The sequence below is a fragment of the Mycobacterium triplex genome, assembly GCF_000689255.1.
Lineage (GTDB): Bacteria > Actinomycetota > Actinomycetes > Mycobacteriales > Mycobacteriaceae > Mycobacterium > Mycobacterium triplex.
Genome location: NZ_HG964447.1, coordinates 104,850 through 130,912, shown reverse-complemented (window position 1 = coordinate 130,912; position 26,063 = coordinate 104,850). Strand labels below are relative to the sequence as shown.

Genomic DNA, 26,063 nt, shown 5'->3' with positions numbered 1-26,063 from the left:
CGTGGCTTGGGTTCTGGTCTGCATTCGTCCACATCTAACACAGTTGTGTGCCATTTCAGCGCGCCTTGAGCCTTGCGCCAATGACACCGAGGCGTGTCAGAATCCGGGCTGTGCCGGATTGGACTTATGTGCCGCTTCGTCGGCCTGCGGCGTTGTTGCTCGGTGAGCGCCTCAGCCAGGTTTGGGCACTGCGGTTGCTCGCTGCATTGATTCGCTACACCGGCGGGCGACGCTGGATTCCTCTGGTGTTCGATCACCCGGCTGTGCCGGCGCAGTGGGCCGGCCGGTTCGGCGCCTCGGTCCCACCCCGGATCGCGTGGGAGGCCATCGCGGTTCTTCCTGTGCAAGGCGCCTCGGTAATCGAGATTAACCCGGTCGGTGTCGATGATGTCGCGACCGTGCGTCGCGCGGCGGCCGGCCGCCGGTGCCGGGTCACCGTGGTGGCCGACAACGCGCAAACATGTGCAGCGATCGCCGGCGACGTCGACGCCGTCAGCGTCGGCGATCCGGACGGCCCCGTTGTGCGGTTGAGCGGCGCGGATTTGGCGCCGGCGGTGTCTGCGCTCACCGATGCGTCGACGACGGTGCTGGCCCGGCCCTCAGTGCTACTCGAGGCGGGGCCGGGCTGGTTCAACCGGGTAATTGAAGCGGCTACCCCCACCTCGCCGGTGCCGTCGTCGCGCTGCAGCCTCGCCGCGGGTCCGCGCCGCTGGCCCGATTGGTTCTGGGCCTCGCTGACCGGGCTGGGGTTGATCGTGGCCGGCTTGGGTGCGGGCGTGGTCGCGTTGGGCCCGGTGCTACTGGGCTATGACCGCGCCTATCTGGGTGCAACGGTGGCCGATCTGCATCGGCTCAACCCACATCTGGTCGGCTTTTTGCAGCATGATCGAATCACCATGGCCGCCAACATGATCGGCATCGGGATCCTCTATCTCGGCGTGGCTGCGGCGATGCGCCAAGGCTACCGGTGGGCGCGTCGTGTTCTGCTGATTTCGGGTGTGGTTGTCTTCGGCAGCTACTTCTATTTCCTTGGCACCGGCGGGTTCGTGGAACCGTTGCACACGGTGGTCGTCGTCGTGTTATTCCCGACGCTGGTGATGGCGGTGTGCCGGCGGGCGACCGGGGCGCATTGGGCGCCGGTGGTCGAAGGGCCTGAGGCGCAGCGCCGCCGGGCGCTATTCGGGCAGCTGTTGATGGTCGGCGTCGGCGCAGGCCTAACGGTGGCCGGCGTGGTCATCTCCGTCGTCGGATTCACCTCGGTGTTTGTGCCCACCGACCTCGGCTTCATGGGCACCTGCGCCCATCATCTGCAGGCGGCTGACGCGCATCTGCTGCCGTTCATCGCCCATGATCGGGCGGGCTTCGGCGGCGCCCTGATCGGGGCGGGGCTGGCGGTCCTGTTGATCAGCACGTGGGGTTGGCGTCGGGGCCAGCGCGCGGTGTGGTGGACTCTGCTGTTGGGATGTGCGTGCGCGACCGCGCCGGTCCTTATCGTCCACTTCGCCATCGGCTACACCGATTTCATGCACCTGCTGCCGGTCTACGTTCTCGTCGCCGCGGCTAGCGTGGCGCTCGCCTTGTCGAAGAGCTACCTGACCGCGCGGCAGGATCTCGAATCGACCAATCCGGTTGAGGGCACCGCGCGCAGCCGAAAAGGCGTTGCCGGCTAACCGGTGCTGGACCATCATGGTTGGGCAAACTGTGAAGGAGTAGCTGTGAAATTGGCAGAGGCGTTGTCGCTGCGGGCGGATGCGGTCCGCAAGATCGAACAGTTGCGCACCCGCATCGTGAGCAACGCCCGCTACCAGGAGGGCGAAGAACCAGCCGAGGATGCTGCCGCCTTGCTCGCCGAAGTCGACGGCGTCATCGACGAGTATCAAATCCTCATCCAGCGGATCAACCGTACGAACGCCGCCACGACGATCGGCTCGGACGGCACGCTGACCGACGCGTTGGGCCGCCGCGACGCGCTGCGGTGGCGCCACCATGTTCTGACCAGCGCAGCGGACGCGGCCGCCGGGAAGAATCAGCAGGGCTACACGCGGCAATTGCGCTCAGAGCTCAAGATGCTGTCTGCGGTGGCGGTCGCTGATCTGCGGGCCCGGGCCGATCAGGTTGCCCGCGACCTCCGTGAGCTCGACGTGCGGATCCAACGATCGAACTGGGAGGTCGACCTACAGGAGTGACAGGACCCCGAGGTGTAGCAGGTAGTCGTCGCGGAGGCGTGCACAAGCCTTGACCGGCGGGCCAAGCCCGGTCTCTGCTGGCGCACGAAGGGCAGTGCGGGGGATTCGATTTCCCCTTTCACATCGCAGCCCAGCATCGCGCACAGGTGACAGGGCACGGCACACAGCACATCACCACGTGCAGATCCGGGACGATGAGGGCGGGCATGGGGCATACACCTCGCGGTAGGCCGCCACCAGGGTCTCGCAGAACACTCTCGTCGAGGCGCAGAACACGCCAGCCGCTCGTGGCATGTCGTGCCCGCGAACAGGATTGGGCCTGCCGTGGCCTCAGTTCTTAGTGAGGGTTGCTGGGACCACGGCGACACCCGGAGGCTGCGCGCACGGTAAGGAGTTGGTGGCGGTCCCCGTCAATGTTTGGGCGTCAAGCGAGTAGCTGATGTTGGAGGGCTCCGCGGCGCAGTCGGCGGGCAGTTTCCGCGTTGCCTGCCATGTGTGTTCGACAAGGTGTAACTCAGCCGTCCAGCCCAGTGAGGACTGCACATGAGCGCAACCAGGCCCGCATGCATTGATCTCCCAGACCGTCTTGGACACGACGCCTCCCGCGCGTGGCTGACCGTCAACGGGTGAGTCGCGCGCCGTCAGTGGTGAACGTGTAGCTTCCGTTCAGCGCTGGTATGGGCTCCTTGGTGGATGGCGCCAGGGTCGGCGCCGACGACGAAGGATGGGACGAACATGCGGTCAAGCAGACCGCGGCGAATGCGGCCCACCCCCACCGTGGCCCGCTGGCAATGCGCATCGAAAGCTCTTTCCGGGCAGGGGGTTTGACCGACGAGTCGAGCCTATCGCACAGCTGTTGGGTCGGAAGGGTCATGCACCATCCAGATCGGGTCAAACCCTGAGACGCTTGCCCGCTCAGGGAGCCAACCATGCGGATCACGACCACGAGCCCAGGTGGCTTTTCGAAGACCACACGCGAAAAAACTCCTCAGCGCGCAGCGCGTGGGATCCGACGGCGTCACCCGCGAATCCACCGGTGCGGCCGGATGCATCCCGCTGCCCACGGGCGACAGTCTGACCTACGCCAACAACGTGGTCCAGCACCTGCGCAGTCGATACCGCCAGCACGCGCTGCACCGTCACCAGCAACCACAGCGTCGGCACCAGCACCACCAAGAGCTTCGTGTCGTCATGAAACTCGGCTACTTTGATTGCTGCAAGATTCACGCGTCTTGAGAGATCGAGGTCGAAGGGTGTCGCAGCCGAACCCGCAGCCACTACCGGGCGGTTATCCTCCTAGCGCCGGGGGCGCGAGACCCGGTTATCTGCCGCCAGCGTCGCCGGGTTATCCAGCGCCCTCAAGCTCGGCTCCGGCGGCATATCCACCGCCGCCAGTGGAGCCGACGTTTCAGGTGCGCACGTTCAAACACACTGGCGCTGTGATGTTGTGGCTGAATCAGCCGTGCATCACCACCGGTAGCTATGCGCAGTGCGAGGCCGCGATCGATGCTGCTCAACAGCACTGCATGCTGGCCGGTTGGTGGAGCATGGGCTCGCTGGTGTGGAATCCGATCTCGTTGGCGCGAAACGCGCGCGCCCGCACGGTGCTGCGCCGCCAAGCCGGTCAAGTTCACGACTACGCGCTATGGTGGGCGACTTACCAAGCAGGCGGCCGCCACATCCATGTATGGGCGCCTCCACCCACCCGTCCGGCGTACACCAAATGGTGGATGTGGCTGCCGCTCATTATGATTCCACTGATTGTCGCACTGATTGTGGCCATAGCAACCAGCAAGGAAAGCCACCGCAGCCCCACCAGGCCCACTCAGAATCCTTTGACAACAATCACGTTGCCCACGTTGGCGCCCAAAGCTACGCAGTCCGCTTCGCGCTGACCTTCCGGCGAGCAAGACACTGGTTCAGGCCGCGCCCACTCGTCGTCGACGGCGTCGTTGTCGCCTGTACGCACGGCGGGTCAAACGCCAGTTCGGGCAGTCAGGAAGCCACTGCGCATAGGCGTCAGGTCGGTAGGGATCTGCCAGCCCGTATGCCTCGAGCGTGACGACAGCACCGGCGTGATGCTGGCGTTCACTGACTGGCTCAGCGGCCACCGCCACCGCCATTGAGCGCGGCGCGGGGGCCCCGGCCTGGGTCGCTGCGACGGGGGGCGCCGTCCCTGATGGCAAGTCGATCGCCGATGAGTCGATCGAGCTCTGACGCCGCATGCCAAAGAGCGGCTGACTCAAGGCTTCGGCGGAGGCGCGTTTGATTCGAGTCCGCGCGGCGAAGCGCCTGAACAGGACCACTTGCTAAGCCTAACCGGCGCTCTGGTCGGAGGCCGGGTGCACTATTCCCAGGTCAGCGGCCAGCGTGGCGAGGTCGACCGGGGGCGCGTCTGCCATCCAGGCTTGTGTACGGCCGGCAGCAAGATAGCGCGGTGCGGGGTGGACTCGCCATGCTTGTTGACGGACCATCACGGCGTGGGCCAGGACTTGGGCGTGGAATCGTGTCGGCACCGTCCGGCTGGCCACTAGCGTTCCCCGGCGTCGCAGTTCCCCTAATGCCCGTGTGCTGGCGTTGGTGACGGCGACTTGCAGCCAGGGCTTGGCGTGAATGGCGATGATGGCCACGGTGTGCGGGTCGAGCCAGCCTTGTTCGCGCCAGGGCGGCAGGATTGCGCTCTCGTCCTCGATCGATGCGAGCGCATTGAGCGCGTATCGATACTGCTGGTCGTTGCGCCGCTCGACATCGGCGGGACCGCGTTGCAGTTGGGCGATCCGATGTTTCGGGATGGCCATGCGCCGAGATGGCGGGTGTCGCTTGGAGATCCAGCGGCGAACGGTGGAGGGTGTGACACCGGCATACGCGGCGACCGCCGCCGCGTCGACGGTGTTCCGGTTGGTGGCGCCGTAACAGTCGAGCAGCATGTCGATGAGTCTTTTGCGGCTCCACCGGGGGCCAGCGTTGGGTCGTATTGCTTTGGCTTGCAGGCTCATTCGGGGGTACCGATACCGAAATCGTCTATAGTGACGAAGTCCCAGCCAGCGACGTACTTGTCGTCGAAGAACTCTTTCATCCACTTTCGAAGGCCCTCATCGCCGCCGTCCTCATAAGCCCGCAACAGGGCCTCGATCTCCTCGGGACTGATGTCGTTGGCCACGCGGCGATCGCGCGCATACCCCTGGTCGTAGCCGCCCACGCCTTGCTCACCGCTGACCCAGATTTTGCTGCCAGTGCGAAGCGCCTGCCTGCCTTGTGAGCTGCTGCGGAAGTCCGCCGTGGCCCCCCGTCGACCCCGTTTGGTCGTCGTGACGCGCCGCGCCGCTGCCCGGATCGACGCCAGTCGGCCCTTCGACGGTTGTTGGGTGCCAGCGGCCCAGCGCCGTACGGTGCCCTGGGAAACTCCGAGTGATTGCGCGGCGGCTCTGGCGTTGACTGTCCCACCACGCGGGCCCCGGCCGAACACTGCCTGCAACATGCCTCGCATGCTGCTGCCCTCTGCGGAGTCGGCCTCACGCCGGCCTGAGATCCGCCGCAAGAACGTGTTGCTTTGCGCTGCTTGTGCTTGCCGGATCGCTTGGCGGACATCGCGTTTGGATGCACCCAAGCCCCGTGCGGCGCGGTCGACGTCGACCGTTCCGTTAGCGACCGAGCCGTACCCCGCCAGGTCGCTGGCACTGATTCGGCTGCGTCTGCCTCGGCGCGCCATCAGCAGCCCTCAGCGTCAGTGCACAGATTGGCGCGCCACTCACGGGCGGGGATCAAGTCTCGTTTGCCGCGGTAGTCACGTCCGTTGAGGTGCTCGAGGTGCTCGTCGAGCAGCCCAGAGCCTTCCGGCTTGTACTGCCCGAAGCCGCGGCCAAACGACTCTGGCCCGCCAGGCCAGGCTGTCACCGGATCCGGGTCATCGGAGGCGTAGAGGACCGTGTCGGTGGCCACCGCCAAGGGCCATTGCCCCGTCTTCTCACCGATTTGGTGTAGCCGGTAGACGATGTTGGCCTTGGCTTTGGCGAGTACGTGCAGCCGCCGTTCGGGGCTGTAGGCGGGTTTGCCTTTGAGGTGCTCATCGGAGCCGATGATGCCGATCCCGTGGGTGCGGATGATTTTGGCTTGATCACGCGCGGCTTGAGCGTCGGGATCGTCGAGGTCCAGCATCGCACTGGCGTCGCGGAACCGTTCGTACCAGCCCAGTAGCACTCGGCCGTGGCGCGACCACAGCCATGCTTGCAGGATTTGTGGTTGGTAGCCGAGCTCGATAGCGCGCTCCAACGTCGGGGTGCATACCCACTTGGGGCCGGTGAACTGCAGTCCTCTCGGGTTGAGGACATAGGGCAGCCGCCAGTCGGGGGTTTCGGGGATGTCGACTAGCCAGTAGCCCGGTGTCTTGGCGTTAAATGGTGCCCCATCGGGGTGGTGGATTGGGTCGCCGATGGGCAACTCCAGACCGGCGATGCCGGCCACGTAGGAGCCGCCACGGTCATAGGCGTGGATGTAGCGGCGTTGGCGTTCGTCGCTGGTGGGTCGGCGTGACCAATCGAAGTCCGATTCCACATCTCCGATACCGAACGGCGGCGCGGTTGTCGACGGCGCGAAGACGACGTCGCGCCACTCCTGTGGGGACCACGTCTTGGTTCTGGTCTGCAACATCAAGTCCACCGCGGTGACACCGGCGTTGATTTTCCACGGGAACCGCAACGCGTCAGCCAGTAGCTGCAGCCGCTTGGCGATCTGAGCTGGCGCCGGTTCATCGGACAAGATCGGCATCTCATCCGCGCCGGTGCCCATGCCGGGGATGAGCGCGATCATCACACCGCGCTTGTCGTCTCGATAGACGCGGGTCCAGGTGCCCAGCCGGTGAGCGTTAGGGTCCTCCCCCGCCCCGCCTAGGCTCCATCCTTCGTTGACCGCGCCGGTGACGAAGTCGATGTTTTCGGTGAGTTGGCGCAGCGACTTGGCGCGATCGCGGCGACTGATGGCAGCGACGTCGATACCGAATTCCTGGCACGCCGCTTCGGTGATCCAAATTTGTCCTGGCTCATTGTATTTCGCGGTGAGGCGGTACCCGAGATGGTGCGTATAGGCAAGCTCGGCGACCTGACCCACGTGCACGATCGGTGGGCCCAGTTCGACTCGGGTGCCATCGGCCAGCCAGAGCCCGTCGGTGTGTAACACCGCGGCCGGTGCGCCGCCAGATACGGCCCTGTTCGAGGCGCGGCCAGATTGGGTCCCGGCCGTCGTCGGCGACGGTGTCACATCGTCCTTGGCTGCCGATCCTTTAGCCGTTACCGACGCCCCGTTGAGGGGCCCCTGGTCAGCATCCACAGCAGCGGTTTCCGATGCCGGGCTCTCCACACCTCTTGGATTGCTGGCTTCCATCTTGGGCGCGACGGCGATGGGCGTTCGTTGGCCGGGTCCCTCGAGTGCAGCGCTCAGCGCAGCGGCGACCTCGGCGGTGTTCTCAGCGGTCAGGACCTCGAGGATGAGCTCGTCAGTCACCGCCGCTTGGTGGGTCACCGTCATGCGTCCCAGGCGGGAATGGGTGTCGGACAGATCCACTGGCTCACCCGTCGCTTCGTCGAGGCCAGTCGCATAGATCATCGCGGCATCGCGCGCATACACCGGCCACAGCCGGTATTCGCGCGAGATCCGCATCGCTGCCCGCCGGCCACGGAATCGCACTCGCGCGGCGATCGCCGCGGCCCAGGCTGGCTGGAAGTGCTGTCGCCACGCTGGATCAGCCCACGGTTCGGGGTCGGCCAGCGCCTGCAGATATTCCGCGGCAGCCGAATCGACGAGCGCACGTAGTGGCGCATCGTTGGCGAACTCTTCCCGGGCTTCGCGCAGCCGCGTCGACCAGGCTTCCAAGAGGCGGGTCTGCTGGGGCCACACGATCGCCTGCTCGATGCCGAGCCGAGCGGCGGGCAGGCCGGCGCCGCCGTCGCGGACGTCTTTGGCCAGCCCGTCAAGATCCTCGGTGGTCACCCAGGCCAGGGTTGGCGTATCAAGGCGCATCTGTGGGTGAGGCGGCGGCAGCATCTGAGGCAACCGCATGTCACCAGCTGGCGGGAGCGTGACCCTCCACAGTCCGAATGGCCGCTTCTGGCCGGTGCTGGCTGCAGCTGCTGTTATGGCGTCCAGCACCTGCGGTTGGCCGTATCCGAACGTCAGTGTTCCCGCGGCCGCCAGCTCAGGGCATTCCTGGGTCAGCCACACCAGCTGGTCGCTGTGCTCGAATTCCTCTTCGACCTCCGAAGCAGGCGCACACCAAGGTGGCTGAACGCGGATCTCGGCCATAACGTTCGCCGGCAGCACCCCGGGCTCGGACACGACGGCCCCCCGCCGCCCGGCGCGGGCCCGCATGATGCGGTCATTGATCACCGCTGCCGAGGCCGCTCCGCTGCCTGCGGGCAGCGCTCCCAGCACGGCCGACCACCGGTGCAGGCGGCGCCCCAATTCAGCCGCGTCCTCGACAAGATCGTCGCGCTCACCGACTAACCAGGGATGCAGCTCGGCCACGATCTCGACCGAAACACGTTGCGCGCCAACTCCCCGAGCCAGAACGACCGCACGTCCCTTTCCGTGCCGCAGCTCCCAACCGCGCCCCACCAGCGGCGCCAACGACCGCCCCAGCTGCTCGACCAGTCCGGAATCCCCCGCGCCGGGGTCGGGAGTAATCAAATGGCGACACCCCGCACCTACCACCCATATCCGGGCAGGGTCCGCATCGGCATCCCCGGCAGGTATCGGCTGCAGTAGGCCACGATTGCCGTGCGCCCACTCGATTAGCTTCTCAAGCTTGTCGACGGAGTCCACCGGCCCGGTAAGGACATCACCGCCGACCGTGAACGCACCCGAGCCGGTGACAATCACGACGTGACGCTCAACGATTAGCGACGCTGTGTTTGCGTCCGTCATAGGCGGCCTTCAGGCGTGCGGGCGGCCAGGTACGGACGGATGCGCGCGCTGGCCCCCTGCTGGGTCATCCCGAGTACGGCACCGACTTCGGTGTAGGTCGCACCGGCCGCGATCGCCGCCGCGGCGGCGGGTCGCTCATCGAGGCCGGCGGCGCGTAAGAGCGCGGCGCGCGTCAGCTGCACCGCTTTGGTTTCAGCGGCACTGGCTCGTTCCACAGCTTTAACCAGTCGAGCACGTTGCGCAGGTGTAGCTTTGCGACGGGCCACGCGGCGCAGCCAGACATCCACTGCGGCCGCCAGAGATGAATCAGCCATCTTCGAGGCAAAGCTTGCCGATTCCCGTTGCGCGGCAGCCTGAATCGACGCGACGCTAGGATCCGTCGTCGTCATGGCCGCCTGCGTTCTGCAGCTACGTTCAGCACGGGTTTCTCCTATGTCAAGCCGCTGCCGGTTGGCAAGGCTGGATTCGGTTGTGGTGGTCGGTGTGGAGGTGGTGGAACACGACACGGGCCAGGCGGCGTTTGAGGCAGCGCAGGGCCTCGGGCCTGGAGTCACCAGCGGCGAGCCGGCCTCGGTAGTAGGCCCGACCAAGGCCGTCGAGGCGGATTTGAGTGACCGCGATACGGTGCAGAGCGGCGTTGAGTTGACGGTTGCCCGAGCGAGTCATGCGCACGCGGCCGGCGGTATTTCCCGACCAGACCGGGATCGGGGCTACCCCGGTGTGGCGGGCGAAGGCGGCCTCGCTTTTGAAGCGGGTGACCCCGGCGGTTTCACCGATGATCTTGGCCGCGGTCAGCTCGCCACAGCCGGGCATCGCCAAAAGCGCCGGAGCGATCGCACGGACGCGCTCGCCGATACGTTTGGTCAAGGCATTGATGGCTTCGGTGAGTCGGGTGATGTCGGCCAACTCCTCGCGGGCCAGCTCGGCGACCAGACCACGCTGGGTAGCCAACCAGTCACCGAGCAAACCTGCGGTGCTTGCTCAGATCCAGCGACGCCGGTTTCGGTGCTCGGCCCGGATCAAGTTCGTGCACGCGCCACAACAACCGGTTGATCGTCGAAGTACGTTGCCCCACAAGGTCTTCACGGCGGTCCACCAGCAGCTTCAGCTCCCGCGACACCTCGTCGTGGGAGGCCACCGGAAGATCGGGCTCACGCAGGTAAGCTCGCGCGACGGCCAACGCATCGATCGGATCAGACTTGCCTCGGGTACGCGCCGAGGCCCGGCTCTGAGCCATCAACTTCGATGGAACTCGCACCACCTTCTGATCGGCGGATAACAGGTCGCGCTCGAGGCGGGCTGACAAGTGTCGGCAATCCTCGATCGCCCACACCAGCTCGACCCCGAACTGACTGCGAGCCCATCGCACCACCTGGCGATGACCTGAAGTCGTGGCTGCAACGACCTTCTCGCCGACTTTGCGGCCCACCTCGTCCACGGCGACGAACGTATGCGTGCGCTTGTGTACATCGGCTCCAACAACAACCATGGAGGTTGCCTCCTTCACTGTGAGGTGACGGTTGGGCCGGTCGGCGGACACATCTCAGTGGGGGGCGACGCCACGCTCCTATCAAGTCACGCCGGCCGGTCCTTCACACCTGATGCCGACAAAACCCATGAACGCCAACCCGAGGGCGGCAGCGACGCTACGAGCCAGACACCAGGTGATCAGGATCCAACCACCGCAACAAGCGGCAACCTCACCCTGACACTGAGTGTGATGCTATCCACGAACTGTGACACCAACAAGCATTCGTTGTGCTTGTCTACAAGTGTTTCTTGTGCCCCTTGATGACCTGGTCCAGGTCTGGCCTGCATAAAGGCACGACGCAAAACTGCTTATTTGTCACACTCAACGCTTTCAGCTAGTCAGTCCACGTGCGATCACTGTGTTCGCCATACTGAGCCGCCACGTCGTGTGGCGACCCACCGTGCCTGCGCGGATTACCTGGCCGCGTTTCTCGAGGATCTCCAAGTTGTGATAGATGCGTTTGTGAACCACGTCCGCGCCGAAACTAGTTGAAAGACCGCGCCGTAGTTCAGCGGTCGTCATTGGCCCGGCCGCTTTAGTCAGCGCGGCGAGCAGTCCTTGTCGCACCGCCTCCGGCGGGAGGCTAGGCATACGATGGACCTTCGTGGGTGGTCTGCGCCGTACTCGCCGAGGTTGGGAAGAACCGCCGCCCCCACCGCTGTGCCCCAACGGCCACAGGCTGCGAGGTGGCGGACGTGTCCTGGTCGGCAGCCAACAATGTTCCTGCGGATCCGTTCATCGCAGCTTTCACTGCCGCCAATGTGCGGCCACGGTCTACATGCCGACCCCTGGCCCGCAGTGCGCCTTCACCAATTTCGATGGCCGTCATGCCGCACACGATGATGATGCGTAGAACGCGCCACAGCCCGCACACCCGCGATCTATCCGCCATGTAGGTCAGGCGATTCCCCTCCCCCGTCGCTGATCAATCCCCGGTCGACAATTAGGTCGTCAGACCACGGAAATCCTCGTCAGCGCGGTCGCTTTCCATCGCGGCGTCCAGTACCTCCCACCCTGTATCGGAAAGCCGTCCTCTACCGTTGCCGGCCACGAGCATCGCGGCGGCCACGTCGGCGGCGGTGTCGCGGTTCCGGGTGAACATATAGTCGAGGTTGGGCTCTGCCACGCGCACTGTTTTCGGCAAGCTGCCGGCAAGGATCTCACGCACAATAGCGACCAAGGCTGGTTCACCACCAAGTAAGCCGCCAGCAATCCCGCCGGGCGGCCCAACTGCGCGCCGCTCGAGCGCACTCCACGAGACGACCCCTCGGGAGGTGCTGAACGTGATGGTCGTGGCGACCATGTTGGGGGCTCCTCGGTTCGCCGGATCAGTGCCCGTGACGTCGGTCGCACACGAGCCCGCGGTAGGGCGCGCGCACACCGGCGTCGAAACATGCATGGCGTCCTGATGTGGGCTCAGCGGACTGTTCATTGGCCAATTGCGGATCCTCTCGGTTCTGCTCTTAACTATCGGTGCTCCGAGTGACATCTCCCCCGAAACCGGCCGATCAGATCAGTCCCGCAGCCGGCTCGGGTGCAAACCTCCACTGTCCCGACAGATAATGCTTTGGTGCACACACACTATCGGCGTTGGTCGACGCGGTGAGTCCGGTCATCCGAGACGGCAAGAGTTGGCCGATTGGTACGCGCGCGGATGTCGCATGGATCACCACGGCTACCTCGATCGGCGTCAGAATCACGTCGGCGATCCCGCCGATATTCGATGACTACGCCACCGTTTTACTGCCAAAGCCCCAAGCTGAAAAGCAGAGCCACGACCAGGCTATCGTCGCACTACTCACTAGACAGTCGCCGGATCAACAGTGGTGGATTGGTTACCTCGACACTGGGTCCGCGGACGTCGTTTTCCCTGACGCGCCAAGAGTGACGTTGTATGCGAACTGGCCTTATGTACTCGTACAGGCCGGACCAGAACAGGCCGCCTGCTGGCGGTCCGACGACTTATGGTCGTCGCGGTCAACTCGCCTGCCGGACCTGATGTTCCCGGTGGATCGGTCCTGGCTGGTGTCCACGCTGTGGGACGACGACTGGACCTGTGTCGGCGGGCCGGTTCCGCTCATCGACGGCTTCCTGAGCGACCCCGATCTGAGGACCCGCGTGCGGCGCGTCGGCCCCAAAGAGGACGCCACTCCACCCGGGCGCAACGCGATCTGACCGCCGATGGGAATCGGTGAATAGCGCCAGATTTCCCCGAACCGACTGGACGTGAACAGATCCCGCGGGACTAACGCCACGCTGGATAATCACAGTCACCCTCGCGCGCAAAGTACTTGACCGTAGCGGACTTTCGCGGGTCAACAGCTGCTCCCGCTCTTCGCGACGGGCGGATGTGACTTATCAGGATGCGATCAGCAATTTGTTCCCGCTGCGACGCGCAGCCAGGCGAATTCGCGCGAATCAGTCCGGGATGAGCCCAAATTCGTATCTGAGTGCTTGTTCCACGAGTGCGCTTCGCGTGCCGGCGGCCCAGGCCTCGACGAGGTTGTCAAGCCGTTGACCGTTTGCGGCTGTCACTCCTGACAGAACGACGGTGCGTGGAGCGGTTGCGTGGCGACGCCGCCGCGGGACTGCGTGCGAGGACGGGCGTTCGAATAGTTGGCCCTCCCCTACGGCGTATCGCTGGGTAGTCCAGGTTGTCGCCAGTTTCGTCGCGTGGGTTTCGATGGCGTCCAAGACGATGGCGCCCATCGTTCGGGCGAGTCCGCGGCGTACCTTCTTTTCGGCGATCTGGGTTCGGTAGAGCTCGTCGTAGACTTCCGCTGATAGCAAGACCTCGGGTGGACGGGTTCTTGTGCTCGGCCGTCCGGTAGTTGTCTGTCGCGGTTTTGTGGGCTGTTCCGGGCTGGTCGTTGCTGGCGTGGTTGCGCGGGCCGATTCAGTCGCGGGGGCGCTTGCGAGTACCGGTTCGATGACCGAGGCACTTGCCGGCCGCGGGTCAGAGTGGGCCGGTTCGGCACTGACAGCGGTGTCTGCCGGTTGTGGCGAAACCGGCGGTGGAGTCGGCGCGGCAGCGGCGCGTGGACGGGCCGGCCACAGTTCGTCCAGGTCCTGATTGAGCGCCTCGGGGTCGAACAGCGGCTTGCCGCGGGTGCGTGAAGGGCTCATCCGACCCGCTCCCCCGCCGTCACTGATTCGTATCGGCCGAGCCGTGTGACGATTTGGCGGACGAGCTCTTGGTAGTCGGCGGCAAGGCCGGTGGGGTCACTCGTCCACATGGCGCGCTCGGGACTTTGGTTGTCGCGCAGCTTCGACAGTCGAGCTCGGCGGTCGTCGTTGGCTAGCGCAACGAGTTCGCCGGCGGTTTTGTGGAGCGTTCGCATGTCGACGGCGGCCGCGGGTGCGGAGCGGATCGTGATGTCGAACGGCGTTGTCCCGCTGCCTTCGAGCATTTCGCTGACTTGATCGAACACGTCCTGGTTGCGCTTTTTCGCTCGTGGGTTGACATCGAACAGCAGCACACCGAGAAGTTGGATGGAGGCACCGAGTTTGCGTGCTCGCCAGAAGCGTCGCGCCAACCGTTCGACACCGCCCAGGCTGGCTTGGTCGTCGCGGGTGGGGATCAACAGATAGTTGGCGACGGTGAGATAGGTATCGAGCAGCGGTACGTCACCTGGACCTGAGTCGATGAGGACCAGGTCATAGCCTTCGTCTTCGCATAGTTTGGCGAGCTGGTTTTCCAGGTTGGCGGCCATGTCAATGCCGTTCTCGGCCATCAGGTGAGCGCCGGCGCCGACGACGGCAAGTTGTGGACCGCCGGCGACTACGTCGAGGTTGGCCCGTACGTTGCGCACCGGGACAAGCGGCGCACCGAATTGCAGGGTCTGGGCCAGTGATTGTCCGCGGTCTCCGTCGACGCCGAGATCTTCGACGGTGACGTTGGCCTGTGGGTCGCCGTCGACGACGAGCACGCGACGGCCCCTTTTTCCCGCGGCGGCGATCATTTCCGCCACTGCGGCGACGGTCGTTGACTTTCCAACTCCGCCTTTCTGATTCGCTACGAGGATGGCCCGCGCATCGGGCCCAGTCATTGTCATGCGTCGCAACGTACGTACCCACCCGCGAGATGTCATGTAGGCGCACGGACGTGAAGTCGAACCGTTACCTAGCCCACTATTTGGACGTTGCGACCGACGGTCCTTCGCCCGTGGGCCCGGGCGGCGATCGGCCCGTGTGGTCACGGCACTGTGCTGCCGTCAATTCGGACGTCTGCGCGTCCGGGACATGTTGTGGGTGCACGGGTGGTCGCTAGAGCGTTGCGACCGCCGTGTGTTCACGCGGTGGGCCGCACGGGTAGTTGGCTGAGGCGTTGGACGTTGCGCCACACGGGCATACGTGCGTTGTCCGTGCGTGTGGCAACGCGTCGGTCAGCCGACAACGATGCGGCGCTAGACCCGGCACCACAGGCGTCACTGCCACGTACGCAGATTCGCACATAGGGCGGGCAGTCACCCGTTGATGACCCTCATGTTATCCGGTGCGATACCCGCGAGTCACACGTCTCGTTATCCGGTTATCGCCCGGATATCGCAGGTCACACGGGCTATATGGACGCGGCAGTGGGGGAGCCTGGTCGTGCAGCGGGAGGACCCTTCACCGCCCCTCGTGTCCGATGCGGCGCCAGGGCACTGAGTCGCGGCTTCGGATTCTCATGGGCGTAAGGCGAAATCAGCCCGGGTTCTTGAATGCGGCGGCGTGCGCACTCGGGTCAGCAACGTGACCTCAGTATCGTGTGCATTTGGCGTCGCCGCATGAGCCCGACGGCTCATCGTGGAGCGGCGGGGCTGTCAACGCGCCTTAGCGTCGCCCCGGTTCGAGGGGTTGTGGGTCGGGGAGGATCTCGCGGCCCTCGTTGTAGTCGTGCTCGATTACGCGCAGCTGGGCGACGATAGCTTCCTCGATGAATTGGGTGATGGTGTAGCGGCGGCCTGTGACGCGCTCGACGATGCGCACAGCCGCGCGGGCCCTGTGGTGCAGCTCGGTGGGGACATTGACCTTGCTGAGGTCGCTGGATTTGGCGGGGCCGTCCACGGAGCTAGGCTTTGATGGCTGCTGGGCGGAACATTCCTTGGCGCTTCATATGGTCAATGACGTTCTCGTAGTCTTTGCTGACGTCTTTGGCTCGGTATCCATACAGCGGGACGGGAAGGTAGTTGGTGTAGGCCTCATCCACGATCGAGCTACGTCGGACCGCCGGTGTGACCTTGTCACCGAAGCCTTCCTGTAAGTACTCCATCTGTTCGCGGTACACGCCGCCGGTGCCTGGCACGGCGCACGGCACGATGGCCAAAAGCGGGATGTCGATCCTGAAGGTCTTTTTGATGATCGCGAGTTCTTGCAAGAGCGCCTGGATGCCTTCTGATTCCTTGCCTGCTGGTTTGGTGCACATGATCAATCCCCATCCGCCGGAAGGGCCGTCCTCGTCGACTGAGGACGCGATCAGTGCCGTGGTGACTAGTGCGCTGTTGGAGCCGGGGGAGTCGATGAGGGTGACGTCAACAGGAGTGGCCGCTTCGAGGGCATCCCGCAGGCGCAGTACGCCTCCGGTCACGGCCGGTAGTTCGACCATCAGTTTGTCCAGAGTCGAGCGGGCGGCGGGCACGACCGTCAGGTTGCCGATGTGCATTTCGGTGGCCTCGTCGGTGGTGTATTCGGGTTCGCCGGCGTCGGTGAAACCCTGGATGATGCGAGCGGGCCGTTCGATGTCGTCGATTGTGGCTTGCTGGCGTAGTACATCGGCGATGGTGACACCGCTGATGTCGGGGTAGCCCAGCCAGGTGCTGGCGTTTGCTTGGGGGTCGAGATCGATGACGCGCACCCGCAGGCCAGAGCCTGCGAGCTGGATGGCGGTGGTCACGACGGTCGTCGTTTTCCCGACGCTGCCAGACATGTTGGCGACGGTGTAAGTGGACATCGATAATCTCCTTTGAGCATGGGGCGGGTGATGCAGCCTGCATCACCCGAGGCGGTTGTGACGGTCGATGCGGATGGTTTAAGCGCCGGCGGTCTCGAGCTGGCGGTGTTCCCATGGAGTCGGTTGGTAGCCGGCTCGGTTGATGAGCAGGTTGACGTGGGCGACGGCGTCGTCGTCCCAGGCCTTGTCTTTGAGTTCCGCGGTGTGTAGTTCAGCCGCGGCCACCGCACGGTGCCAGGCCCGTGCGTTTCGCGCCTTCTCCGCTGGGCCGTCAGCGGTGGCGTCCCAGTCCCGTAGCAGCGCGCTTACCGCTGATGTTGCGCTGCGCGCGGCCACGCCGGACAGGTATTGCGCCACCAGTATCTTGAGGAGCTCGGCGTTGGAGGGCTGCTGATTGATCAGTACCGCGCAGAATTCCCGCCTTGCGCGTTGGGCCTGGGCCGCGGCTTGGGCGTCTGCCTGTCGCTGGGCGGCTTCCGGAGACGGTTCGTCACTGTGGCCTGGATCCTGCCCTGTTTCTTCTCGAGGCGGGGGTGCGTTCGATTCGGCTGGCGGGTCGAGAATTTCAGCAGCGCCCGGCTGAGCGGCCGGGTCCGCGGCGGCCGCGTCGCCGATGCTCGACGTCGTCGACGTCAACCCTTCGCCGGCCAGGGGCCGTGCGTAGAGATCTAGGGCCCCTGAGGCGGGGTTGATGGCGCCGATGATCTCGGCGCCGGGCTCGTAGTCGGGGACGCGGTGGAGGTGGTAGTTCTCGCCGAGCTCGGCGCGGGGGTCCTCGACGAGGGGGATCCCTAACTCGTCGGCCTTGGCGCGGGCAGTGCGCTCGGCGATGACCCGCTCGGCGGCGCGGGTAGCGATCATCCCACGCGTGAGGATCAGGTGCAGGGCCTGCGTTTGTTCTTCGTGGCGCAGGTCGCTGAGCTGGTCGGGGTCCTTGGTCTTCTGCCAGCGCCGAGGCGGGCCATAGGGCAGCTTGCCGGCCAAGGCCGCGGCCTCGGCGCTGGGTAGGCGGCCGTCGTCGACGGCGTCGCGGACTTCGGGAGCCAGTAGCTTGAGCGCGAGCTTGCGCGACACTGTGGCTTGGTCGACGCCCAGTCGCTCGGCAATGGCGCGTTGGGAAAGTCCAATCTCGGAGTAGCGCGCGTACAACTCGCCCTCGGCAAGGTCGGAGAGGTCTTGGCGGCCAAGGTTTTCGGTAGCCATCGAGTCCAGATCGCCGTCGTCGACCATGATGGCGTCGTCGACGACGGCTGGGACGGTGTCTCTGCCGGCTTCGATCGCCGCGACGCGCCGGCGGTGACCGTAGACCAGTACGTAGCGCGCAGTGGCAGCGATGTCGGCGGCCGATGGTCGCGCCGCCATGAACGCATCGCGGGTGACCACCAGCACGGGCAGCCGTACGCCGCTGGCACGTACCCCGTTGAGGAGGTCTTCCCATTTGGGATCGCCAGGCTGCGGCTGTGATCGCCGGGGATCGTTGAACGGGTGCGGTGCGATCTCGGCCACGTGGATCTGGACGACCCGGTGCGCTTCGTTGGCGACCATGGCTGACATGCCCGCGATAAGGCCGGTTTCTTCCTCCGACGCCGCGGAGTCGGTAGCGGGGGAGGGGTCTGTGCTTGGTGCGGCGTCTCCGCCGGCCAGGGCCGCGAATCGGTTGGCGGTTTTGCGTCCGGCTGGCTTGGCTCGGCGGGCGGGGCGGGCTGTCGTTTGGGCCACGAGCACTCCTTTCTAAATACCGGTATTAGAGTAATAAATCGCGCGGCGCCTCAGCAAGCCTTTTGGCGCCTTTGCACGCTTGACCAAAGTGCTGCGGCCGTGATGCAGCGTGCATCACCCAACCCTCGAAGGCCACCGCAAACAAATCCTTCGTGTCACGTGACGATTTGGGGAGCGGGGGATTGGATAGCACGCGGTAGGGGCCTGGAAGACTCTGACGGGTTCACTCGCGTGGTCCCCATCATGGCAGCTCTTCGCGACACTGGCGAGACATGGGCCGCGCGCCCTGCGGTCATCGGGGAAAACGCATAGCGCATACCGAGCGCATACCGGGCGATGCGCCTCGCGCATACTCGCAGACTGCCTACCGGCATCGGCGGCTCGCGCATTGTGCTTTGGTGCGCGCGGTTGTCGCGCTGACTTCTTCGCTTCCCGAATTCTGCGGGGTGCGAACCTTCGCGATGGCTGCGCGAGGGCATGATTGGCGAACGGGATAGGCGATCTATTTGCCGTGTCCGCTTTATGTGCTCTACTGCGAGCGCGCGGGCAAAAGACCCATTGCGAAAGGGGTGACCGATGGCTGAATCAGACCTGGTACGGGAGTTGAGTGCCCGCGTTCTCGCCCAGGACGACAAGGTCCCGACTACCTTCCGTCTCAACCGGCGGACCCTCAAACGGCTTCGGACTCAAGAGAAACGCTGGTCGACATCGATGTCGTTCATCGTCGAGCGCGCCCTGGAACCGGTGCTGACCCAATTGGAGGAAGCCAAGCTGCCCACCGATGGAGCCGGTGCCGATGACGAATAGGTACGACGCGGTCGAGGTCGATGCGCACCAGGCCTGGTTTCTCGCCGACCACCTGCGCGTGGGGGCCTATCCGTGGATGCTGGCGATCACCGCCCCTTATGTCGATCCAGCGGAGCGGGAACCATTCAACCAGCGCTGCCTCGCGGAGCTGGCTGAGGCCGGCGTCATTGACGCAGAGGGGGACATCAAACCGTCTGTCGCGCAGGCGGTTAAGACCGTATGCCAGCCGCGCCAGTGGCTGGAATGGCGCACGATGATCGATCCCGAGCAGATTTTGCGGGGGGTGCTGGCGCGCACCTCACCGCCAGATGCCGTGGTCGCGTTGCGCTACGCGCAGATGGTGACGCTCACGCCGCTGCAGCTGACCCACAGCGAAGCGATCGTGCCGATCATCACCGCGGGATTGCCCCCCGATCAGCCGCCGGCTCGCTTCGAGGAGTTCTCACTGCCGATGGACACCGGCAAAGCCATCGACGACCGTGTCGCTCGTGGCGCTGACTTGATGGAAGCCCTCGTCGAGCTGGGCATCCCCGAACGAGAAGCTGAGATCATGGAAGTGGCCCGTGCTGGCGATCGCATCACCGTCGAACTGACCGCCCATGAGGCCACCAACGGCGCTCACCATCACACCGATGTCAGTGTCAACATCATCAGCACCGAGGTCGGGCAGATCCTCGTCAGCCCCACACCGGGGCAGCCTCGTGCCGGCGGGGTGTCCATTTTCGCTCCCGCTGAACCGTTTTCGATCGCCATGGCGGTGCGCGACCTCACCGAACGCCTCCCCTCGGGCTCGTGGTTCCCCGACGAAAACTTCAGTATCTGACCCTCTACCAACCCGAAAGTAGAAACCGAAGCGATGAGCACACCTTCTGATTCCTTCCCCCAAGACGACACCCCCCACCACGAACAGCCCACCTCAGACCAGCGCTACCCCTATCCTTCTGGGGCCGCCCCCCAGGAGGACGGCAGGCAGCCCAGCAACGGGCCAGACACCGGGCCAGGGCAGCGTGTGCGGTGGCCGGCGGCACCGCCTCCGCAGCAGGGGTCTACTCCCGGCGGCGAGGCGCCGCATCAGCCGCTGCCTCCTCCGCCGACCCGCGCGCCAGTGCCGCCGCCGTCGCGGCCACAACATGCGGCAGCGCACGGAGCGCCAACGTTCAAGCTGCCTGAACCGGCGCGGCCCAATGCCGAACCGCGCCAGCCGGATCCCGCTTGGCAGGCTGTCGAGGAGACGTCTAACGACAAGACCGCCGAGATCTCACTCGACCAGATCGCCGCGCACCGCGGCCAGCCCCCGCAGCACGAGCAAGGCCTTGACGGCTTTTTCACTGACACGCCGCTGCCGCATGAGCAGCACCTGCCGGCGGGCTGGCCTTCGACCGGGCCCTCGCAGCCGCCGGCCGCTGACCCGCACCAGCCGCTGTTCGGAGACCAGCCAAGCTCACCGGCAGCCTTCGCGCCCAGCGGCTACGGCGCGCTTGACGAAAGCCAACAGTTCGTCACCTCGCGGCGCCGACCTGTAGGCAAGGGCTGGCGAAAGCTGGTGTCGCAAATGACCTTCGGGCTCATCACGCCCGGGCCCAGCGCCAAGCAAGAAGAGCACGACAAGCTCATCCGCAGTATCACCGCACCGCTGCTCGACGTCTACGTGGTGGCGTTTGTCAGCGCCAAGGGTGGCGTGGGCAAGACGACCATGACCGTCGCCGCGGGCAGCGCGATCGCCCGCGAGCGTGGGGATCGGGTGATCGCCGTGGACGTCGACACCGATCTCGGCAACCTCTCGTCGCGGTTCGAGCAAAAAGGCGGCGCCGACGCCAACATCGAGGCGTTGTCGTCGCTGCAGGACGCCAGCAGTTATCCAACAGTCGCGACCTTCACCGTGCAGAACAAAGACCGCCTCGAAATGCTTGGCGCTCAGAACAATCCACGCTCCTCGTACACGTTGAACACGCAAGACTTCGAAGCGACGATGAAGATTCTCAAGAAGCACTACAACGTCATCCTGCTCGATTGCGGCACGGCGATCACATCACCGCTGTTTTCCACCATCGCCAATCACGTCGACAGCCTGGTCGTGGTGGCCTCTCAAGCCCCGGATGGACTCAACGGCGCCTGGACCACCATCCAGTGGCTGCAGGCGCACGGTTTCGCGCGGCTGTTGCCCCGCACGGTGATCGCGTTGAATTCGACGTTCAAGAACAAGCCGTTGGTGGACCTCGATGACGCCGAACAGGAGTTCACCGCCAAGATCCCGGGTGTGAGCGTGGTCAGGATCCCCTACGACGTCCACCTCGCCGAGGGACGCGATGTCACCTTCGTGGAACTCAAATCGCGAGCCCGAAAGGCCCTGATGGCGTTGGCCGGCTCGATCGCCCAGCACTATCCCGCCCGGGGGCCGCATCAGCACCGAACGACTGAAACTGGGGGTTTCTGATCGATGGATCCGGCCGCCGCTACCGGCCAAGTCCGCGTCGCCATCATCGGTGAAGACGCCGCGGTGGACTTGGCCCTGCCGACCACACTCGCCATTCGGGAACTGATTCCGCGGATCCGGGCAACACTGGCCACGGGTCGCGACGACGACGACGTGCCAGCCGATGCCGTCAACGACGACGGGTTGCGCCCTTACTCGCTAGCGCCTCTCGGAGGAACACCGTTTAGCTTGGACGCCACCCTGGCCACGCTGAACATCGATGACGGTGAGCAGCTCATCTTGTGCAAGCTGCCGCCGGGCCCCACGGCGCCGCCAGTGGTCGAAGACATCGCTGACGCCTCGGCGATTCATTCGGCCAGCCAGTTCAAGCCCTTCGAGCACGCCATGTTGCGCACCGCCGCCCAAGCGGTGGTGGTCACCGCGGCGACCTTAACGTGCGGCCTGGCGATCTATGGCTGGCACCGCGGCTACCGCGTGTGGTCGGCTGCAGCTTTGGGTGCGCTCGCGGTGGTCTTCGTCGCCGTCACCATCTGGCTGTACCGGCGCGGCCTGCTTGCTACCGCCGGCCGCCTGGGTCTCGCGGCCGCGGCGCCGCTGGCGTTGGCCGGCGCCGCGGTAGTGCCGGGTGATGCCGCGGCGCCGCGGGTTTTCCTGGCGGCGGCTTTCCTGGTCGCCTGGTCGTTGCTGCTGCTGGCCGTCACTAATAGTTGGGTGGCCACCCACACCGCGGTCGTCGCCGTGACGGCCACCGTCGCGGCCGCGGCCGGCGCCCGCATCCTGTGGCACTTGCCGTACTTGTCCCTGGGGTGCGGAGTCCTTGCGGTGTCCTTGCTGTTGGCCTCCAACGCCCCCACGGTGTCAGCGATGTGGGCGCGCTTCCCGCTACCGAATGTGCCCGCACCAGGCGAGCCCACACCCGCCGCGTCGTCGCTGGCCGAACTGGAAGATCTGCCCCGTAAAACCGCGACCTGCAACTCCTACCAGAGCGGTCTGATCGCGGCCTCGGTGATCTTGTCGGTGATCGGATCGGTGCTGGTGGTGTGGTTGCCTGACGCACCGCCACTGTTGGCGTGGTGGCTGGTGGTGGTCACCACCACCGTCACCGTGCTGCGGATGCGGATCTGGGACTCAGCGATCCCCGCACTGTGGTTTCTGGCGACCCCTTTTCTGACCGCGATCGCGTTGACGGTGTCGTTCACCGCCGCCGGCCACCTGGTCTCGGGCCTGTACGCGGCAGCCGCCGTGGTGGCTTTGACGCTCGTGCTGCTCGGCGCTGCAGCCATCAAACCGCGCGAGCTTTCCATCCCGCAGCGCCGCTGGCTGGACCTGTTCGAAAACGCCCTGCTGATCACGATTCCGCCGGCCATGTTGTGGCTCATCGGCCTGATCAGCCTCATCCGCAACCGAGGAATACTGTGATGATCCGCCGACTGGCCTCACTCGCCGCGACCATCGCTGTGCTGGTGGTGTCTAGCCCCGTGCCTGAGGCCGCCGCGCTGGCATATCCCGTCGTCGACCCAGCTGCGCTGCCCCCTGACGGTCCGCCCGCTCCAGGGCAAGAAATGCGCCAGAACGGCCAATGCCAGGTCTACGGCGCAATGCCCGGGTTCGACCCGGCCGCGGTGCCTCCCAGCCAGGCCATGCTCAACCTGCCCGAAGCGTGGAAAACCTCACGCGGCAGGGGAGTGGTGGTCGCGGTGATCGATTCCGGTGTCACACCACAGCCACGCCTGCCCAACCTCGCCCCGGGCGGGGATTACATCGATCCACCCGCCGGGGGTTTGTTCGACTGCGATGGACACGGCACCGCGGTCGCCGGGCTGATCGCAGCCCAGCAAGGCCCTGACGGATTCGCCGGCGTGGCCCCCGAGGCCGCGATCGTCTCAATCCGACAAACCTCAGCGCAGTGGGCACCCAAGACACCCTCAGGACAAGATGCCCAGCAAGCAAAGACCGCCGGCGATGTCGCCACGTTGGCGCGGGCGGTCCGCCACGCCGCCGACATCCCCGGCGTCCGCGTCATCAATCTCTCGCTGATCGACTGCTTCCCTGTCTACAAGCAGGTCGACCAAGCAGCGCTGGGCGCGGCCGTGCGCTACGCCGCGATCGACAAGGACATCGTCGTGGTGGCCGCAGCTGGAAACACCGGTGAGAGCAACTGCACCAGCAATCCGCTCACCGATCCCAATCGTCCCGACGATTCCCGAAACTGGGCCGGCGCCACCACCGTCTCCACCCCATCGTTTTGGCAGCCCTACGTCTTGTCAGTGGGCTCCCTGACCCCCGAAGGGCAGCCGTCGAACTTCACTATGGCTGGCCCATGGGTGGGCGTCGCTGCACCCGGTGAACAGGTCGTCTCGCTCGGCAACGGCCCAAACTCGGGCATCATCAACGGTCTGCCATCCAGCAAAGAGCCGTTGGTTGCCATCAACGGGACCAGTTTCGCGGCAGCCTACGTCTCCGGCGCCGCCGCCCTGGTCCGCTCCAAGTTCCCCAACTTGACCTCCCGTCAGGTGGTCAACCGCCTGGTCGCCTCGGCGCACAACGCCGCCCGTGCACCGTCCAACCTCGTCGGGGCCGGCGTCATCGACCCGGTAGCCGCGCTCACCTGGGACATCCCTCAAGGTGACGCCCTGCCGGCGCAAATGCCGATCGTGCGAGTCGCCCCGCCAGCACCACCGCCACCGGATAATCGGCTGCCGCGCCTGATCGCCTTCGGTGCGGGCATCGCGGCGATCGCCGCCGCCGTCATCGCTGTCACCGTGATTGGAATGCGCCGTGGTCGCACCACCCGCTAGCCGCGAGTCGTCTCGATTCTCCCCAGCGTGGCCCAGCTGGCGGCGCCTGACAACACTGGCCTCGCTGCTGCTGCTCGGGTGGGCGACGCTGCTGCCGCCAGGGCGAACACCCCAGTGGTGGCACTACGCCGCGGCGGTCGCGGCGGTCGCCGCATTCGTGGGGTCCTGGCACGGCCAGCACGTGTCGACGACGGTGGCCCGCTGGACTCCCATGGCGTGGCATAACCGCCGTCAACGCTCCCAACGCACCGGTCACCGCAGGCGCAGCGCAACCCCGGCGCAGCCGCCGCCGACGCCCCGGGAGAGCGCGCTGCAAGCCCGCATCGTCATCCACCTGCGCACCCATCCGCATGCACTGAGCGCCCCCGGCGACCACAGCGACCAGCTTCCGTGGGAGTTCATCACCGCTTGGCTGGATCGTTATGGGGTGCGCGCCGACGCGCTGACCATCTGCTCGGTGACCCGCACCCCACCGGCCAGCGGATTGCGCAGCGACTCAGCGCCGCTGCTCAGCGGCCGCAACAGCCAGCACCGCGACACGTGGCTGAGCTACACATTGCGCGCAGAAAACAACGTGGGGGCCTTGACCGCCCGCCGGACCACACTGAGAACTCCTCCCGGCGTGACCTCCGACGACGACACCTCGCAATCACAACCGCATCGCGCGGCGCTAGCCGACACCGTGGCGCGCCGGCTTATCGCCGAACTGCGGGAACGGGGATGGCTGGCCACCCTCAGCGACGAGGAAGAACTTCCTCGGTTCGTACCGCCGTCGGCAACGGTGCGCAAGGAAACCTGGACTGGCACAGAGTATTCCGATGGCTTCCGCGCCGTGTACGCCGTGGATCCCGCAGCGCTGCCCGATGTCCTGGAAACCCTCACCACCCTGCACACCAAGGCCACCTGGGTGGCGGTCACCATACGCTCACGCGGCCGCCAACCAGCCACCGTCGAAGCCGTGGTCGGCACGCTGACTGCCAGCCGGCCGCCCCGGCAACTGCCGGGCCTTACTGGGTTTCACGGATTGCATCGACACATCGCGCCGGTGCTGGCAGCCACCGGCATCGATGCGGGCGCCGACGTCGAGCTGCCGGCGACCGAGGTGGCGCCGTCAACACTGGCGGCGCTGCGGTGGCCGACGGCGGCGATCGGTGTTCCGATCGGCTATAACCGCGCACGCCAGCCGGTATATCTGGGGCTGGCCTCACCGGAGCCGGTGCGGATCACGGTGACCGGCACCCGACAGTTCCACATCGGCATCATCGCCCGCCTCGCCTTATCAGGCCAGCCGGTTGCCCTCTACACCGCCGATCCACGCCAGTGGACCGCTCTGGCCAATCACGCGGCGCCGCAACAATTCTCGATACGCCCTACCACACCGCCGCCTGACGCGATTGTCGTCAGCGACGCCAGCAGCGATGCACCCACCGGTGCGATCACGGTGACACTGCGCCGCCCGCAGTCTGCTCAGGCTCCCGCCACGACGATCGTCATCACCCAGGACGGCCGGCACCCGGACCTGTTCTACATCACCACCGCGCATGGCCGTCAGTGGCTTAGCACGCGCCTTGTTCCCGTGCCCAACGAGTAAGCGAGGTCAAAGGTCATGTCGACTACCCCAGAGGAATTCCTCGCCGATACGGTCGAGCTGCCTGAGCGGATGCCGGCGTTACCGTTCCCTGCCGAGTCGGCGTGTCGACTAGGTTCAGGGTTTTTTTGAGTGCAGTCTGGGGATGGCGCG

General features: G+C 65.6%; 20 protein-coding genes and 1 pseudogene. 10 read left to right on the top strand and 11 right to left on the bottom strand.

Translation table 11 applies throughout. The annotated features are described in order from the left end of the window. Positions 1-110: 110 nt before the first annotated feature. Together BN973_RS28080 and BN973_RS28075 are read left to right on the top strand one after the other, a co-directional pair. Entirely contained in the window at positions 111-1,670 is a 1,560-nt protein-coding gene (locus tag BN973_RS28080) for a hypothetical protein (RefSeq protein WP_036473515.1), read from the top strand. Between the two features lie 45 nt (positions 1,671-1,715). Then, positions 1,716-2,186, top strand: a complete 471-nt coding sequence (locus tag BN973_RS28075; protein ID WP_036473513.1) for a DIP1984 family protein — start codon at positions 1,716-1,718, stop codon at positions 2,184-2,186. Between the two features lie 936 nt (positions 2,187-3,122). Here BN973_RS28075 and BN973_RS28070 read toward each other — a convergent pair. After that, positions 3,123-3,464, bottom strand: a complete 342-nt coding sequence (locus BN973_RS28070; protein ID WP_139813797.1) for a hypothetical protein — start codon at positions 3,462-3,464, stop codon at positions 3,123-3,125. Between the two features lie 116 nt (positions 3,465-3,580). On the opposite strand from BN973_RS28070, the gene BN973_RS30165 reads away from it, so the two are divergent. Next, entirely contained in the window at positions 3,581-4,081 is a 501-nt protein-coding gene (locus BN973_RS30165; RefSeq protein ID WP_051641683.1) for a hypothetical protein, read from the top strand. Between the two features lie 420 nt (positions 4,082-4,501). Here BN973_RS30165 and BN973_RS28060 read toward each other — a convergent pair whose 3' ends face one another. The 6 genes and pseudogenes from BN973_RS28060 to BN973_RS28035 form a co-directional block, all read right to left on the bottom strand. Next, positions 4,502-5,113, bottom strand: coding sequence for a hypothetical protein (locus tag BN973_RS28060; protein ID WP_232232241.1), 612 nt, complete (start codon positions 5,111-5,113; stop codon positions 4,502-4,504). Positions 5,114-5,178: 65 nt separating this feature from the next. Beyond that, a complete protein-coding gene (locus BN973_RS28055) occupies positions 5,179-5,664 on the bottom strand; it encodes a terminal protein (RefSeq protein WP_231122296.1) in 486 nt (161 codons plus the stop codon). A gap of 230 nt (positions 5,665-5,894) precedes the next feature. After that, positions 5,895-9,056: a hypothetical protein gene (locus tag BN973_RS28050; protein ID WP_231122295.1), complete on the bottom strand. Its 3,162-nt coding sequence runs from the start codon at positions 9,054-9,056 to the stop codon at positions 5,895-5,897. 41 nt (positions 9,057-9,097) lie between these two features. After that, positions 9,098-9,490, bottom strand: coding sequence for a hypothetical protein (locus tag BN973_RS28045; RefSeq protein WP_036473501.1), 393 nt, complete (start codon positions 9,488-9,490; stop codon positions 9,098-9,100). Positions 9,491-9,536: 46 nt separating this feature from the next. Beyond that, positions 9,537-10,608 (bottom strand): annotated as a pseudogene (locus BN973_RS28040) (IS110 family RNA-guided transposase). Positions 10,609-11,575: 967 nt separating this feature from the next. Beyond that, positions 11,576-11,935 (bottom strand): hypothetical protein, encoded by a 360-nt coding sequence (locus BN973_RS28035; protein WP_051641682.1) that lies wholly within the window; start codon positions 11,933-11,935, stop codon positions 11,576-11,578. A 581-nt stretch (positions 11,936-12,516) separates the two neighbouring features. Between BN973_RS28035 and BN973_RS31480 the strand changes: the two genes are divergently transcribed. After that, on the top strand, positions 12,517-12,807 hold the full coding sequence (locus BN973_RS31480; RefSeq protein ID WP_036474049.1) for a hypothetical protein: 291 nt from the start codon (positions 12,517-12,519) through the stop codon (positions 12,805-12,807). Between the two features lie 947 nt (positions 12,808-13,754). Here BN973_RS31480 and BN973_RS28025 read toward each other — a convergent pair. The 4 genes from BN973_RS28025 to BN973_RS28010 all read right to left on the bottom strand — a co-directional run bounded on the left by BN973_RS28025 (position 13,755) and on the right by BN973_RS28010 (position 18,283). Next, positions 13,755-14,687 (bottom strand): ParA family protein, encoded by a 933-nt coding sequence (locus tag BN973_RS28025; protein WP_036473497.1) that lies wholly within the window; start codon positions 14,685-14,687, stop codon positions 13,755-13,757. A 760-nt stretch (positions 14,688-15,447) separates the two neighbouring features. Then, positions 15,448-15,681, bottom strand: a complete 234-nt coding sequence (locus BN973_RS28020) for a hypothetical protein (protein ID WP_051641681.1) — start codon at positions 15,679-15,681, stop codon at positions 15,448-15,450. Positions 15,682-15,685: 4 nt separating this feature from the next. After that, the gene (locus BN973_RS28015; RefSeq protein ID WP_036473494.1) at positions 15,686-16,564 is read right to left on the bottom strand and encodes a ParA family protein; all 879 of its coding nucleotides are present in this window, start codon (positions 16,562-16,564) and stop codon (positions 15,686-15,688) included. Positions 16,565-16,642: 78 nt separating this feature from the next. Beyond that, on the bottom strand, positions 16,643-18,283 hold the full coding sequence (locus BN973_RS28010; protein WP_036474044.1) for a ParB/RepB/Spo0J family partition protein: 1,641 nt from the start codon (positions 18,281-18,283) through the stop codon (positions 16,643-16,645). 576 nt (positions 18,284-18,859) lie between these two features. On the opposite strand from BN973_RS28010, the gene BN973_RS30830 reads away from it, so the two are divergent. From BN973_RS30830 to BN973_RS27985, 6 genes are read left to right on the top strand one after another with little or no spacing between them, the layout of a single operon-like run. After that, the gene (locus tag BN973_RS30830; protein ID WP_081284089.1) at positions 18,860-19,090 is read left to right on the top strand and encodes a hypothetical protein; all 231 of its coding nucleotides are present in this window, start codon (positions 18,860-18,862) and stop codon (positions 19,088-19,090) included. Next, on the top strand, positions 19,065-19,913 hold the full coding sequence (locus BN973_RS28005; RefSeq protein WP_225337319.1) for an ESX secretion-associated protein EspG: 849 nt from the start codon (positions 19,065-19,067) through the stop codon (positions 19,911-19,913). Before BN973_RS30830 ends, BN973_RS28005 begins: the two co-directional genes overlap by 26 nt. Positions 19,914-19,946: 33 nt before the next feature. Then, positions 19,947-21,524 (top strand): MinD/ParA family ATP-binding protein, encoded by a 1,578-nt coding sequence (locus BN973_RS28000; protein ID WP_036473488.1) that lies wholly within the window; start codon positions 19,947-19,949, stop codon positions 21,522-21,524. Positions 21,525-21,527: 3 nt separating this feature from the next. Further along, the gene (gene eccD, locus BN973_RS27995) at positions 21,528-22,943 is read left to right on the top strand and encodes a type VII secretion integral membrane protein EccD (RefSeq protein WP_036473487.1); all 1,416 of its coding nucleotides are present in this window, start codon (positions 21,528-21,530) and stop codon (positions 22,941-22,943) included. Further along, the gene (gene mycP, locus BN973_RS27990) at positions 22,943-24,322 is read left to right on the top strand and encodes a type VII secretion-associated serine protease mycosin (RefSeq protein ID WP_036474042.1); all 1,380 of its coding nucleotides are present in this window, start codon (positions 22,943-22,945) and stop codon (positions 24,320-24,322) included. Before eccD ends, mycP begins: the two co-directional genes overlap by 1 nt. Beyond that, positions 24,303-25,913, top strand: a complete 1,611-nt coding sequence (locus BN973_RS27985) for a hypothetical protein (RefSeq protein WP_225337320.1) — start codon at positions 24,303-24,305, stop codon at positions 25,911-25,913. Before mycP ends, BN973_RS27985 begins: the two co-directional genes overlap by 20 nt. The last annotated feature ends 150 nt before the right edge of the window (positions 25,914-26,063 follow it).